The sequence below is a fragment of the Phycisphaerae bacterium genome (assembly GCA_017999985.1).
Classification (GTDB): domain Bacteria; phylum Planctomycetota; class Phycisphaerae; order UBA1845; family Fen-1342; genus JAGNKU01.
Genome location: JAGNKU010000001.1, coordinates 451,828 through 464,876, shown reverse-complemented (window position 1 = coordinate 464,876; position 13,049 = coordinate 451,828). Strand labels below are relative to the sequence as shown.

Genomic DNA, 13,049 nt, shown 5'->3' with positions numbered 1-13,049 from the left:
GCGTGGGCGGCCGGTATAATCCGGCCTGCGTTTGCGTAGGCAGGACAAGCGGCATGCGACTGCCCCGGATTTCGCTGGCCACCAAGTACCGGTTCCTGTTCGGCCTGGCGGTGGTGCTGATCATCGGCGCCGCGCTGGCGGTGCCGTGGTACTACATGGAATCGATCGTGCTCCAGCAGCCGTACCGCGAGGCCCGCGCCATCGCGGAGGGCTATTTCCGCCTGAGCCTGCCGGCGCGCGACACCGCGGCCGGCGCCGGCGGCGTGCACAGCGGCAAGTTCAGCCTGATGCCGGAGCTGGCGGCCCACGAGCCGCGGTTCGTGCCGCTGGAACTGAACCCGGATGACCCGGAGTCGATCGTCAATCTCAGCCAGCGTGACCCGTTCGTCGATCGCGCGCTGCGCACGCTGCGCAAGCACCCCAGCAACGACGAGTATCTGCGCACCACCTGGGAAGAGACCGGCTGCCGTTTCCGCTATGCGCGGGCCGTGTGGGTGACGCGCCGCTGCCTGAACTGCCACGAGGAAGGGCGCAGCGCGCGGCCTTACCGCGAGAACCAGCTCGCCGGGCTGATCCTGGTCGATCTGCCGGCGGAGATGAGCCAGCAGTACTCGCTGCTGAACCGCGTGGTGATTGTCGCGGCCGGAGCGCTGGCAGGCATCTTCGCGATCCTCGTGTTCTACGTGATCACCACGAAGTTCATCCTGGCCCCGATCCACGAGCTGCGCACCGTGGCACTGCGCGTCTCGGACGGCGACCTGGCGGTGCGCTCGGACATTCGCAGCGGCGACGAGTTCGAACAGCTCTCCGAGAACCTGAACACGATGCTCGAACGGCTGCGCGTGTCGCAGGAGGAGCTGAAGAAGGCGAACCGGCTGCTGGATGAGAAGCTCGCCTTGATGGCCGAGGCCAACGTCGCGCTGTACGAGGCCAACCGCGTCAAAAGCGAGTTCCTGGCCAACGTCTCGCACGAGCTGCGCACCCCGCTGACCAGCATCATCGGGTTCGCCGAGCTGCTGCGCGAGGCGCCGACCGGCGATGCCGACCCGCGCACGCTGCGCTACGCCGAGAACATCCTGATCTCGGGGCGGATCCTGCTGGAGATCATCAACGATCTTTTGGACCTGGCGAAGATCGAGGCGGGCAAGACGGAGTTGCGGGTCGAGGCGGTGCCGGTCGCGCATGTCTGCGGCATGCTGGTGGACCACGTGCGCCCGCTGGCGGACCGCAAGAAGCTGCAACTGGAGCTGGAGGTGCCCGAGGGGCTGCCCGCGCTGCAGACGGACGCCGGCAAGCTCCGGCAGATCCTGTTCAACCTGATGTCGAACGCGATCAAGTTCAGCCCGGAAGGGGGGCGGGTGTGGCTGCGGGCGGCGCGGGCGGATGAGACGCACGTGCGGCTGGAGGTCGCCGACACGGGGCCGGGCATCGCGCCCGAGCACCACCAGGTGATCTTTGAGAAGTTCCGGCAGATCGACCAGTCGGCGACGCGCGCGCACCACGGCACGGGGCTGGGGCTGGCGATCGCGAAGGAGCTGACGGGGATGCTGGGGGGTGAGATCGGCGTGGCGAGCGAGCCGGGTCACGGGGCGACGTTCTGGGTCGTGCTGCCGCTCTCGGCGCCGACCGAGCCGCGCGAGCGCCCGCGCGTCTCGCTGATCTGACCCGACTCCTGCGCCGCCGAGGCGGAGGGGTCTGGCTGCCAACTCAGCGCGTGTCGCGTGCGTCTCCTGGGGACGGGCCCCCGGCCAGCCGACCAACCAGTGGTCGATCCGCCGCAGGCACGGCACGCCCGGCGCGACGGCGCTCGGCCGTTCCATGCGTCCGCAAAAAGAAAGCTCCGCGCCGTGCGGCGCGGAGCTTATCGATCACCGTCTGCGGATTATCCTGCGGTCTCGCTCCAGATCATTCCCAGGATGCGTACCAGAACACGCTGTTGGGGTCTGGCGAGATCTTCGCGGGGTTGACCGTGCCCTTGAAGCCGTACAGCAGTTCCTGCCCGGTTGGCATCTTGAGCGTCTTTGAGCGCACCATCTCGGCGTGTCCATCAAAGAAGACGGTGGACGTCTTGCCGTCCTTCTTGATGCGCCGCAGTTGCGACGTCTCGGAGTCGCGCTGCGCTTCACTCATTAGCCGGTATGTCCGACGCGAGAAGTGCGGCGGGAAATTCGGGAATGCGTAGCCGCTCCAGTTCCACTGATACGGCCCTTCCTGCTGAAACTCCCGGGCCGCTGTGTTATTCTTCGACCGGAACCAAGCATCGGCAACCATCCACTCCTCGGAGGGCTTCTTGACCCGGCTCCAACGTTGACGCGGGTACTTGGCCTCAAGCGCTTTCCCCGCCGCGCCCGAGCCCAACGGGGCGCTGTAGCCGAAATAGTAGGGAGGGGTAGTCGTGCGGCCACCGCCGAAGACGCCGCCGTCCGGATCGTTCTCGCCGACGTTGTTCACGACGTAGTCGGTCGGGTAGACGTACCGATTCGTGATCTGATACGCAGTCCTGAAGTTCGAGTCGGGGTTGATCCCCGCAGCGCCCGGACAAGTCGCGATCATGTCGGTGACACTGTTGCTGTAGTTGTGGGTGTCGCCGTATACGGAACGCAACCACCAGGTGAGCTGGCGGTTTTGATACAGGCGGGCGTTCGCCTCTGACATCGGATAGTCAGGGTTGTTGATCAACGCGTCGAGCCCCTGGTTACGGTTGATCGCCGGATGAAGGCCCCCGGGCAGGCGGTCTTCGTCGCCCGTCGAATAGGAGATCACGCCCTGTCCCATCGATCGAACGTTTGACAGACATTTTACGGCCTTGGCTTGATCGCGTGCGCGGCCGAGGGCTGGCAGCAGGATCGAGATCAGCAGGGCGATGATCGCGACCACCACCAGCAGCTCGATCAAAGTGAATCCGTGTCTTCGTGTTCGCAATACGTTGTGCATGGCTTCGTTCCGCATGGTGTATGGAATAATGCCGTAATCCGCCACAACCAAGTTTGTGGCCCGTCAACCCAATTGTTACGCTGCGCGCTGGTTGCACACCGGCCGGTATGATCGCATGCCGGTCGTGCGCGCCGCGCAGTGTACCTGATCCTGTTTCAATTTAACACAACATTCTGCCGGCTTCAAGCATTATATAATCATTTTGCCGGCGACCGGCCTGAGCCGTGTCCCAACCTCAGGGCCGCCTGACGGCCACAGCGCCCGAGACAGACGCCTCGGCCGCGCTGACGGACATGACCCGACGCCGCCTGACTTCGCCTGCGAAGACTCCGTGGCCTGTGCTCCCGGACGGCGCCGTTTCCCAGAATACTCTCCGTAAAAAGGACGCCGCGCGCCGAAATCTCGCCGGCGTCAGCCGTGCCGGGCGATTGCACATGCCGCCGCTGCATGTACTATCGGCACTTCCCGGGCGCAGCTTTGGCCCGCGCGGCCTGGGAGCAAAGCGGAGCTCTGCTGTCCCCAAAGATCGCAGAACGGAGCCTTGCTGTCCCCGAAGAAGGCAAAGCGGAGCTTTGTGGTCCCCGGAGATGGCAACGCGGAGCTTTGTGGTCCCCGGACACGGCAAAGCGGAGCTTTGTGCTCCCCGGAGATGGCAACGCGGAGCTTTGTGCTCCCCGGAGATGGCAAAGCGGAGCTTTGTGGTCCCCGGAGATGGCAACGCGGAGCCTTGTTGTCCCCAAACGTGGCAAAGCAGAGCTTCGCGGTCCCTCTTCGGGGGGCGAAGTGGAGCTTTGCGGGACCCGGTCGCGGGCTGCCGCCTGCAGGAGCGTGAGATGAGCCAGGCACCCAAACCGACGGGAATCCGAGCGTGGACGCCCGCCGCACGAATCGAGCCTTTTGTGCGGATCGGGATCATCCTCGACGAGGACGCCTTCGACGTCGTCCGCCTGCGCGTGCCGGACGAGCCGTACCTGCTGGAAAGCCCGGCGACCGAGCCACGGCGACTGGGGCCGGGCACGGTTCTGGAGGTGCGGCGGTCGGGCGCGGGCGTGGCCGCGACCGTCGGCAACGCGTCCCCGATCGCCGGCGACGTGCTGCGTCTCGTCCCCACCGCGCGGCCTGCCGGTGGCCTGACGCCGGCGGGCGCTGGCGTAACCGTGCACGGCGTTGTGGCGGGACGGGGGTTCCACTGGCAGAAGCGGATCGATGAGACACTTGGGGGCGTGCTGGAGCTGGTGCCGGGGCGGCGTGGCGTGGTGCTGGTGAATGAATTGCCGCTGGAGGACTACCTCGCGGGGGTCATCACGGCGGAGATGAGCGGGGCGTGCCCGGCGGATCTGCTGAAGGCGCAATGCGTCGTGGCGCGTTCGTGGCTGCTGGCGATGACGGAGCCGAAGCACGAGACCGAACCGTTCGATCGCTGCAACGACGACTGCTGCCAGCGGTACCAGGGCACGGGGGATCTGGGGCCGACGGCGCTGGCGGCGGTGCGCAACACGCGCGGCGAAGTGCTGCTGGCGCCGACGGGTGCGGTGCTGGATGCGAATTACGCGAAAAGCTGCGGCGGGATATCGGAAACGCCGTGGGCGGTGTGGGGGCTGGACAAGCCGGGGATCTCGCCGATCGTGGACGCGCCGGCGGACGCGGCGGAGCGCGGGTGGCTGGAATCGTTCAGGGCGCGCTGCGCGGCCGGGCTGGCTGGGGAGGGCAAAGCTCCCGCCTGGCCGAGCTCGGGCGCTGACCAGCGGCGCGACGCCGGTGCCACAATGCAGAACGATCTGGACGAGTACCTGGATGGGGCGTGGCTGAAGACGACGCGGTGCTATTGCAGCCCGAACATGGTGCCGGTGGAGGCGATCGGGCGGTACCTCGGGCGGGTGGACACGACGGACGATTACTTCCGCTGGACGGTGCGGTATGAGCGCGCGGAGCTCGAAGCTCTGCTGCGTGACAAGCTGACGGATGCGCGCGAGCTGGTAGAGCTGCGCGACCTGCGGGTGCGGGCCCGGGGGGTGAGCGGTCGGGCATACATCGTGGAAGTCGAGTGGGCCAACGCGCGCGGGGACGTGGTGTGCAGTCGCGTGGAGAGCGAGTATCGCATCCGGCAGGTGCTGCATCGCAAGTTCCTGTACAGCAGCGCGTTCGCCGTCCGGCCGCAGCGGGATGCGGATGGGCGGCTGGTGGCAGTGACGCTGCGCGGGGCGGGGTGGGGGCACGGTGTAGGGATGTGTCAGATCGGGGCGCTGGGGATGGCGCTGGCGGGGATCGACCACGCGGCGATTTGCCGGCACTATTACCCGAAGGCGCGGCTGGAGACGGTGTACACATAGCCGGCGGTGCAGGGACTGAGGATGGACGCCGAGCAGCACGATTACGAGCGCATGCGGCAGTTTGCGGGCGAGACGGTTACGCCGGGCGGGATCGTCCTGCTGGGCTCGTCGCACCTGGAGTGGTACGACACGAAGCGGTTTCTGCCCGGGCGGAACATCGTGAATCGCGGCATCGTGTCCGATCGGCTGGGGATCGGCCCGCGCGGCATTTTGCGGCGGCTGGATTTGAGCGTGTTCCGCTGCGCGCCGGGGTTCATCTTGTTCGAGAACGGCGCGAACGATCTGGGCGAGCTGTGGCGGAACGGCGAGCCGCCGATGGATGCGATCATCGATGCGTACGAGCGCGTGCTGATGGCGCTTCGCGAGCGGTTGCCGCGGGTGCCGCTGCTGGTGGTGAACGTGCTGCCGACGACGGGGCCGTACGCAGGGCTCAATCCGTTCGTGCGGCAGCTCAACCCGCACGTCGCGCGGCTAGCCGATGCGTACGGATGTGCACACCTGGACTTCCACAGTGTGGTGGTGAGCGACGCGGGCGAGCTGCGCCGCGATTTGACGGAAGATGGGCTGCATCTGAACGACGCGGGCTATGCGCTGTTCACGGAGCGACTGCAGCCGTACCTGCCGGCGCTCGATTAGCCTGCGCAGGCGACGTACTCCCCACCCCGCCCTTCACTGAGCAGGGAACGGGTGCACCGGCGGCTATTCCGCCGCGGTGGTTGTGGTGCGGATGAATTCGAGCAGGGCGGCGCGGTTGTCGCGCCAACAGTCGGCCGCGGTTGCGTCGCGGGGGAGCTCGAGGGTGATCGTCGGGACGTTGCGATCGACGCCGGCCCAACTGCCGAAGCTGCCGGGCGTGTCGTAGCCCATGGTGGCGCGGGCCGGATAGCCGTTGTGCCGGGCCAGGCGTTGCGCGAGCGGGGCCGCCGGCCCGTCGTAATTGTTGCAGTGGCGGCCGCGGCCGATGGAGTGGATGGCCATGCTGCGGCTGGGCCGGAGGTAGTCGAAGGCGCGCAGGATCGCCTGCGTCTCGGGCTCGCTGCCGGGGGTAGCGCCGTGGGGGCCGCGCGCGCCGCGGCCGGCGCGCCAGTTCCGGGCGGGGAAATTGCGATTGAGGTCAACGCCGGAAGCGTTGTCGCGTGTGCCCGCGGCCAGGCCGTCGGGGTTGGCTTCGGCGAGGATGCCGATGGTGCAGCCGGCGCCGGCGTCGGGGTTTTCGCGCAGGTGCGCGCTTAGGCGGCGCGCGAGCGCGGCGCTGGTCGGTTCGTTGCCGTGGATGCCGCCGAAGATGAAGATGCGCTCGGGGCCGTTGCCAAAGACCTCGAGGACGAGTGGGGTGCCGCGGACGGAGCGGCCGATCTCGAAGCGCTGCACGACCGGGCGGGCGGGCAGTTCGGGCGGCGGCGTGGCGACGGGCACGGGTGCCGGGGTGCTGACGATGCGGGGAGTGGGGGGCGGCGTGATCACCTTACGGGGCGGGGGGGCGGCACAGCCCGCGGCTAGGCCGGCGGCCAGGCAGAGCAGGGCGGCCGCGCGGGTGCGCACGGAGTAGCTGGAACGCAGCAGCGGGGGGTATGCGGGCGACATGGGCACATTGTAGCGGGCGCGCCGGTCGTGACCAGCGGCTGGTTGCGGCCGGTGCGTGCTGTGGTGCGCGGCGCCTGGGCGGATCAGGTCACCTTGCCGATCAGGCGCGGGATGAGGCGTTTCTTTTCCTGGAAGATCCAGCGGTAGTAGTCTGCGCGCTTGAGCTTGGCGCCGGCCGCGGCATCGACGATGACCGTGACGTGGCGGTGCATCTGGAGGGCGCTGGCGGACACCTGGGCGGTGATGGGGCCTTCCAGCGCCTCGGCGACGATTTCGGCCTTCTTGGCGCCGTTGGCGAGGATGAGGATCTCCCGGGCTTCGAGAATGGTGCCGACGCCCATGGTGATGGCGAAGCGCGGGACTTCCTCGGGGTTGTCGAAGAAGCGCGCGTTATCTTCGATGGTCTGGCGGGTGAGGGTCTTGAGGCGGGTGCGGGAGCCGAGCGACGAACCGGGCTCGTTGAACGCGATGTGACCGTCGGCGCCGATCCCCAGCACCTGGATGTCGATGCCGCCAGCCCGCTTGATCTCCGACTCGTACCACTCGCAGAACTCCTCGACCTCGCCGGCGTGGCCGTAGGGGACGTGTATGTTCTTGGGGTCCACATTAATATGGTGGAACAGGTTCTGGTCCATGAAGTACCGGTAGCTCTGTGGGTGCGAGGGCGACAGGTCGAGGTACTCGTCGAGGTTGAAGGTGATCACCTTCGAGAAATCGAGCCCGGTCTCCTTGTGCCGCCGCACGAGTTCGCGGTACAGGCCGACGGGGGTCGAGCCGGTGGCGAGGCCAAGCACGCTGCTGGGTTTGCGGAGCAGTTGCCGCTCGATCATGTCGGCCGCGAGGCGCGAGAGTTCTTCGTAGGTTTCGGTGATGATGATTTCCATACGGCGCGTGCTCCTTGTGGTCGTGACGGGGTTGGCGGCGCGGCGCCGCCGTCGCCACCCGGGGCGGCCGCGCGCCGCGAAGACGCAATTTAATACGGGTTCGGTACAAAATCAAGCGGCCGTTCTTGCAGGCAAAACTCGGAATCTCTAGGATGGATGGGTTCCGGGTCGGGAATAGATTCGGAATGGAATAAAATGCCCCACGCGAAAGTTCGACCGATGGACTGGTCCGTGCTGCAAGTCATCCAGCGCCTGGGCGCGACCCCCCAGCGCAAGCTCGCCGAGCAGATCGGCCGGCAGCGCTCGACGGTCAACGGGGCCGTGCAGCGCCTGCTGACCTCGGGCTGGCTGGAGCGCGTCGGGCAGGCCGGCGGGGGCCGCGGCCGGCCGGCGATCCTGCTGGCCGTCAACCGCAACGTCGGCTGCTTCGCCGGCGTGGACATCGCGGCCTCCGACCTGCACTGCGCGGTCGTCGGGGCGGACGGCACCCTGCTGGATCACGTGTCCGCGCGGCTGGCCGACGAGCACTCTCCGTCGGCGGTGGCGGACCAGATCGACCTCAACCTGCGCGGCGTGCTGTCGCGGGTGGGGTTCGGCGTGCCGGACCTGCTCGGGTTGTGGGCGGGCATCAACGGCGCCGTGGATGAGCGCGGCGTGGTGGTGACGTGCGCGGCGCTGGGCTGGCACAACGTGCCCTTCCGCCAGCGGCTGGCCACGCGCTACGGCTGCGAGGTACTGGTGCAGGGTGCCTCGACGACGATGAACGCGGCGGCGGAAGCGCTGCTCGGCGCGGGGCGCGAAGCGAACAGCCTGGTCTATTACCACGTTGGCCGCGGGATCAGCGCCCGGTTTGTGCAGCGTGGTCAGCCGCTGGCCGGGGCGACGCAGCGCGCGGGCGAGATCGGCCATGTGGTGGTGGCGCCGGGCGGGGCGCGCTGTGCCTGCGGCAACAACGGCTGCCTGGAGGCGGTCGCGTCCGGGCCGGCGCTGTGCGCGGCGCTGCGGCGCCTGCCGCGGGCCGCGGTGCCGGAGCCGCTGCAGAAGCTGCTGCGTGAACCGGATGGCGAGACGACGGCCGAACTGGTGCGGGCGGCGTACAAGTCGCGCCCGCGGGACGGCCAGCATCCGCTGGCGGCGCTCCTGGCGCAGACGACGAATTACCTGGCGCTGGGGGCGGCGATGGCCGTCGCGGCCTACGACCCCCAGGTGCTGGTGTTGGGCGGCTACATGTTCCAGGACAACGCGCCGCTGCGGCGCGAGTTCCAGCGGATCCTGCGCCGCATGGTGCTGGACTGGGACAAGCGTGATCTGAAGGTCGTGCAGGGTGAGGTTCTGACCCAGGACCGGGCCGTGGGCGGCGCCGCGGAGGTGTGCCAGCGGTTCTGGGCCAACCCGCGCGGCGTGCTGGCGTTTGCCTGACGCGCTGGCCGCACGCGCCGGCGCGCAGAAAGCTGACAACTGCGGAGAGTTGTATGAAGCTTGTGATCTTCGAGGATGACCAGTTCGGCCGTTTCTTGCCGCTCGTCTGGGTGCGCGGCGTTTTTGAGCTGAAGAGCGGGGCGACCACGCTGGCCGCCAAGATCGCGCGCGCGGCCGGCGCGCCCGTGGCGGCGCTGCTGGCGCGCGACTACCTGGCCCCGACGCTGGCGGCGCGCTGCAAAGGCGTCGCCGTGAACGACCTGTCCGGCTGCCGCGGCGAGGAAGTGCTGTTCGTCAACGCGCGCGTGCGCGGAACGCAATGGAAACCGCCGCAGCCGAAAGTCGCACAATGGCACGACGACCAGCTGGCGGTCTGGCGGACGACCGCGGACGTGACCGCGATCCGCGATTATGCGGGCCTGGTTGCGGCGGCGAGGCAGGCCGAGCGCGCGGACTATGGCGGGGCGTGGTTCGACTACATCTGGCACGTCATGCTGGCGAACCCGGACGAGTTGAAGGCGGACTTCGTTGCCGCCGGCAGACACGGGATCGAGGGCCAGGTGCACGAGTCGGCGGTGGTGTTCGGCCCGCGCGAGCAGGTCTACGTGGCGGCGGGGGCCGAGGTGCATCCGTTCGTGTGCATCGACACGCGCAACGGCCCGGTGACGATCGAGGCCAGGTGCGAGGTGCACCCCTACACGCGCATCGAGGGGCCCTGCTACGTCGGCCCGGGGAGCATCCTGCTCGGTGCGAAGGTGCGTGAAGGCTGCAGCATCGGCCCGATGTGCCGCGTAGGCGGGGAGGTCGAGGAGAGCATCATCCACGGCTACTCGAACAAGTACCACGACGGTTTTCTCGGGCACGCGTACGTCGGCGAGTGGGTGAACCTCGGCGCGCTGACGACCAACAGCGACCTGAAGAACGACTACAGCACGGTGAGCGTGCTGCAGGGCGGCAAGACAATCGACACCGGCTCAACCAAGGTCGGCAGTTTCATTGCCGATCACGTCAAGACTAGCATCGGCACTCTGCTGAACACCGGGTCGATCATCGGGACGATGGCAATTCTGGTCGCGACCGGTGCGCCGCTGCCGAAGTACATCCCGCCGTTCGCGTGGTTCCTGAACGGCGCGGTGAACAAGGGCTTCGGGCTCAACCCCCTGATCGACACGGCCCGCGTGGCGCTGTCGCGCCGCAAGGTGCAACTGACCGAAGCCGACGAAAAACTGTTGCGACACGTGTTCGAGCTGACCGCCGCCGACCGTGATGCGCACGTGCGGCGGGCGATGAAAACGCATGCGGCGCGCTGAGGCGACGCCTGGGCGTCTGAAACCGGAGGACAGGCAAACGCGATGAGTACGACCCCATCCACGACCGCCGCGCCGTCAACCCGCGCGGGGGACACGCGTCCGAGTGGGCTGGACGCCATCTTCAAGCCCACGTCGATCGCCGTGCTGGGCGTGACCAACTCGCCCGGCACCGTGCCACACGACATCTTCGTCAACCTGCTCGACAGCCGCTTCAACGGCGTCGTGTACCCGGTCGCGCCGCGCAAGAAGCACATCGCGGGCGTGCGGGCGTACGACTACGTGCTGGACATACCGGACCCGGTCGACCTGGCCATCCTGGTCTTTCCGGGCAACGTGTGTGAGCAGGCCCTCAAGCAGTGCGTCGATAAGGGCATCCGGGCAGCGATCATCATCTCGGCCGGTTTTCGCGAGGTCGGCCCGGCCGGGCTGGCGCGCGAGCAGCGCATCCAGGCGCTCGCGGCCGAGGCCGGCATGCGGCTGATCGGGCCGAACTGCCTGGGCGTGATCAATACCGAGCCGAAGGTGCGGCTGAACGCCAGCTTTGCGCGGGCGATGCCCGCCACCGGGCGCATCGCGTTTCTGTCGCAGAGCGGAGCGCTGTGCACGGCGGTGCTGGATTACGCGGCCGGCAAGGGCATCGGCTTCTCAAAATTCGTCAGCCTGGGCAACAAGGCGGACGTGGGCGAGGTCGACCTGCTGCGCTACCTGGCGGACGACCCCGACACGTCGGTCATCCTGATGTACTTGGAGAGCATCACGCAGGGCCGCGACCTGATGCGCGTGGCCCGCGAGATCACCGGCAAACGCAGCAACTCGAAGCCGATCCTGGCCATCAAGGGCGGCCGGACGGCCGCCGGCGCGGCCGCCGCCCAGTCGCACACGGGCGCGCTGGCCGCCAGCGCGGAGGTCTGCCACGGCGTGTTTGACCAGTCGGGCATCGTGCGCTGCGGGTCGATCGAGGAGATGTTCAACACCGCGCAGCTCCTGGCGTACCAGGCGCTGCCGCGCGGCAACCGCATCGCGATCGTCACCAACGCCGGCGGCCCCGGCGTGATGGCGACCGACGCCGCGATCGAGCGCGGGCTGGAGCTGGCGCGGTTCACGCCGGCGACGACCGCGGCGCTGAAGAAGGCGCTGCCGGCCGCCGCGAACATGAAGAACCCGATTGACGTGATCGGCGACGCGCGTGACGACCGCTACGAGGCGGCGCTCGACGCGGTGTTCCAGGATCCCGGGGTGGACCAGGTGCTGGTGATTCTCACGCCGCAGTCGATGACGAACATCCAGTCCATCGCGCAGACGGTGTGTCGGATCAAGGAGCGTTACGCCGACAGCGGCAAGGCGCTGTCGTGCTCGTTCATGGGGGCGCGGGACGTGGCCCCGGGCATCGGCATCCTGCAGCGGCAGGGCATACCGCACTACGTGCTGCCGGAGTGGGCGGTGGAGGCGATGGCCCACGCCGTCTGGTATCGCCGCTGGTTGGAGCGCGAGGTGACGGAGATCCAGGTCTACCCGGACGTCGATCGGGCCCGCGCCGCGCGGGTGATTGATCCGGCCCCGGACGGCTACCTGCTGGAGCCGCAGGCCCTGGAAGTGCTGGCGGCGTACGGCTTCCCGCTCGTTGCGCACGCCTTCACGCAATCGCCCGAGGACGCGGTGGCCGCCGCCGAGCGCTGCGGTTACCCGGTCGTGCTGCGCGGGGTGGCGCCGAGCATCCTGCACAAGTTCGAGGCGAAGGCCGTGTGGTTGAACCTGGCGAGCGCGGCGGAGGTGCGTGCGGCGTACAGTGCGATGCGCGACGCGCTGCGCAGCCGGCCGGAGCCGGTCGAGTTGCAGGGCGTCATCGTGCGGCACATGATTCCCGCGGGCAAGGAGCTGATCCTGGGCATCAACCGGGACCAGACCTTTGGGCACATGCTGATGTGCGGCCTGGGCGGGATCTACGTCGAGGCGTTCAAGGACGTGACGTTCCGCATCGTGCCGATCCGGTCGGGGGCGGCCAGCAAGATGGTCCGCGAGCTGCGCTGCTCGGCGGTGCTCCACGGCGTGCGCGGCGAGCCGCCGAGCGACCTGGCGGCGGTGGAGGATGCGCTGCGGCGCCTGAGCCAGCTGGCCAGTGATTTCCCAAGAATTGCCGAGCTCGACATCAACCCCCTGATCGTGCATCCGGTTGGACAGGGCTGCCACGTGGCGGACGTGCGCATCCGGTTGGACAGCAACGGAGTTCCGCAGAACTGACCACGACGGCGCCGCGGCGGCGCTGCTGGGAGAGTGTGCCATGGCAGACAAGGACGTACTGAATCGTGTCATCGCCGTCACGGCCCGCGTGCTGGGGCTCGATCCGGCCGACATCAAGCCCACCGACAACTTCGTCTTCGACCTGGGGGCGGAGTCGGTCCAGAGCGTCGAACTGGTGACGGCGTTCGAGGCCGAATTCAAGATCGAGATGGATCGCGAGCAGGCGCTGGCAGTCCAGTCCGTCGACAATGCGGCGGAGTTTATCGGTCGGCACCTGAAGAAATAGCGAGCGCCGCCAGTGCGTGCACGTCTCGACCCGCGCGTGTTGCACGCCGCGCGGGGCCGGCTTG

At 68.2% G+C, this 13,049-nt stretch carries 10 protein-coding genes; 7 read left to right on the top strand and 3 right to left on the bottom strand.

The window, feature by feature from the left end:
* Nucleotides 1-53: 53 nt before the first annotated feature.
* On the top strand, nucleotides 54-1,664 hold the full coding sequence (locus KA383_01810; protein MBP7744837.1) for a HAMP domain-containing protein: 1,611 nt from the start codon (nucleotides 54-56) through the stop codon (nucleotides 1,662-1,664).
* Between the two features lie 241 nt (nucleotides 1,665-1,905).
* On the opposite strand, the gene KA383_01805 is transcribed toward KA383_01810, so the two are convergent.
* Nucleotides 1,906-2,949, bottom strand: coding sequence for a prepilin-type N-terminal cleavage/methylation domain-containing protein (locus KA383_01805; protein MBP7744836.1), 1,044 nt, complete (start codon nucleotides 2,947-2,949; stop codon nucleotides 1,906-1,908).
* Between the two features lie 818 nt (nucleotides 2,950-3,767).
* On the opposite strand from KA383_01805, the gene KA383_01800 reads away from it, so the two are divergent.
* A complete protein-coding gene (locus KA383_01800; GenBank protein MBP7744835.1) occupies nucleotides 3,768-5,264 on the top strand; it encodes a SpoIID/LytB domain-containing protein in 1,497 nt (498 codons plus the stop codon).
* 21 nt (nucleotides 5,265-5,285) lie between these two features.
* Entirely contained in the window at nucleotides 5,286-5,900 is a 615-nt protein-coding gene (locus KA383_01795) for a hypothetical protein (GenBank protein MBP7744834.1), read from the top strand.
* A gap of 63 nt (nucleotides 5,901-5,963) precedes the next feature.
* On the opposite strand, the gene KA383_01790 is transcribed toward KA383_01795, so the two are convergent.
* Entirely contained in the window at nucleotides 5,964-6,848 is an 885-nt protein-coding gene (locus KA383_01790) for a DUF2817 domain-containing protein (GenBank protein MBP7744833.1), read from the bottom strand.
* A gap of 83 nt (nucleotides 6,849-6,931) precedes the next feature.
* The gene (nagB, locus tag KA383_01785; GenBank protein MBP7744832.1) at nucleotides 6,932-7,732 is read right to left on the bottom strand and encodes a glucosamine-6-phosphate deaminase; all 801 of its coding nucleotides are present in this window, start codon (nucleotides 7,730-7,732) and stop codon (nucleotides 6,932-6,934) included.
* A 219-nt stretch (nucleotides 7,733-7,951) separates the two neighbouring features.
* On the opposite strand from nagB, the gene KA383_01780 reads away from it, so the two are divergent.
* Genes KA383_01780 through KA383_01765 form a run of 4 tightly spaced genes read left to right on the top strand, consistent with a single transcriptional unit; the run spans nucleotide 7,952 to nucleotide 12,985 of the window.
* Nucleotides 7,952-9,151 carry an ROK family transcriptional regulator gene (locus tag KA383_01780; GenBank protein ID MBP7744831.1) on the top strand — a complete coding sequence of 400 codons (1,200 nt, stop codon included), beginning with the start codon at nucleotides 7,952-7,954 and terminating at the stop codon, nucleotides 9,149-9,151.
* Between the two features lie 53 nt (nucleotides 9,152-9,204).
* Nucleotides 9,205-10,461 (top strand): hypothetical protein, encoded by a 1,257-nt coding sequence (locus KA383_01775; protein MBP7744830.1) that lies wholly within the window; start codon nucleotides 9,205-9,207, stop codon nucleotides 10,459-10,461.
* Between the two features lie 42 nt (nucleotides 10,462-10,503).
* Complete coding sequence (locus KA383_01770) at nucleotides 10,504-12,699, top strand: acetate--CoA ligase family protein (GenBank protein ID MBP7744829.1); 2,196 nt, start codon at nucleotides 10,504-10,506, stop codon at nucleotides 12,697-12,699.
* A gap of 40 nt (nucleotides 12,700-12,739) precedes the next feature.
* A complete protein-coding gene (locus tag KA383_01765; GenBank protein ID MBP7744828.1) occupies nucleotides 12,740-12,985 on the top strand; it encodes an acyl carrier protein in 246 nt (81 codons plus the stop codon).
* The last annotated feature ends 64 nt before the right edge of the window (nucleotides 12,986-13,049 follow it).

Excerpts from the sequence above, each read along its gene's own strand:
- KA383_01810 (MBP7744837.1), top strand. The coding sequence starts at position 54 with ATGCGACTGCCCCGGATTTCGCTGGCCACCAAGTACCGGTTCCTGTTC.
- KA383_01805 (MBP7744836.1), bottom strand. The coding sequence starts at position 2,949 with ATGCGGAACGAAGCCATGCACAACGTATTGCGAACACGAAGACACGGA.
- KA383_01800 (MBP7744835.1), top strand. The coding sequence starts at position 3,768 with ATGAGCCAGGCACCCAAACCGACGGGAATCCGAGCGTGGACGCCCGCC.
- KA383_01795 (MBP7744834.1), top strand. The coding sequence starts at position 5,286 with ATGGACGCCGAGCAGCACGATTACGAGCGCATGCGGCAGTTTGCGGGC.
- KA383_01790 (MBP7744833.1), bottom strand. The coding sequence starts at position 6,848 with ATGTCGCCCGCATACCCCCCGCTGCTGCGTTCCAGCTACTCCGTGCGC.
- nagB (MBP7744832.1), bottom strand. The coding sequence starts at position 7,732 with ATGGAAATCATCATCACCGAAACCTACGAAGAACTCTCGCGCCTCGCG.
- KA383_01780 (MBP7744831.1), top strand. The coding sequence starts at position 7,952 with ATGGACTGGTCCGTGCTGCAAGTCATCCAGCGCCTGGGCGCGACCCCC.
- KA383_01775 (MBP7744830.1), top strand. The coding sequence starts at position 9,205 with ATGAAGCTTGTGATCTTCGAGGATGACCAGTTCGGCCGTTTCTTGCCG.
- KA383_01770 (MBP7744829.1), top strand. The coding sequence starts at position 10,504 with ATGAGTACGACCCCATCCACGACCGCCGCGCCGTCAACCCGCGCGGGG.
- KA383_01765 (MBP7744828.1), top strand. The coding sequence starts at position 12,740 with ATGGCAGACAAGGACGTACTGAATCGTGTCATCGCCGTCACGGCCCGC.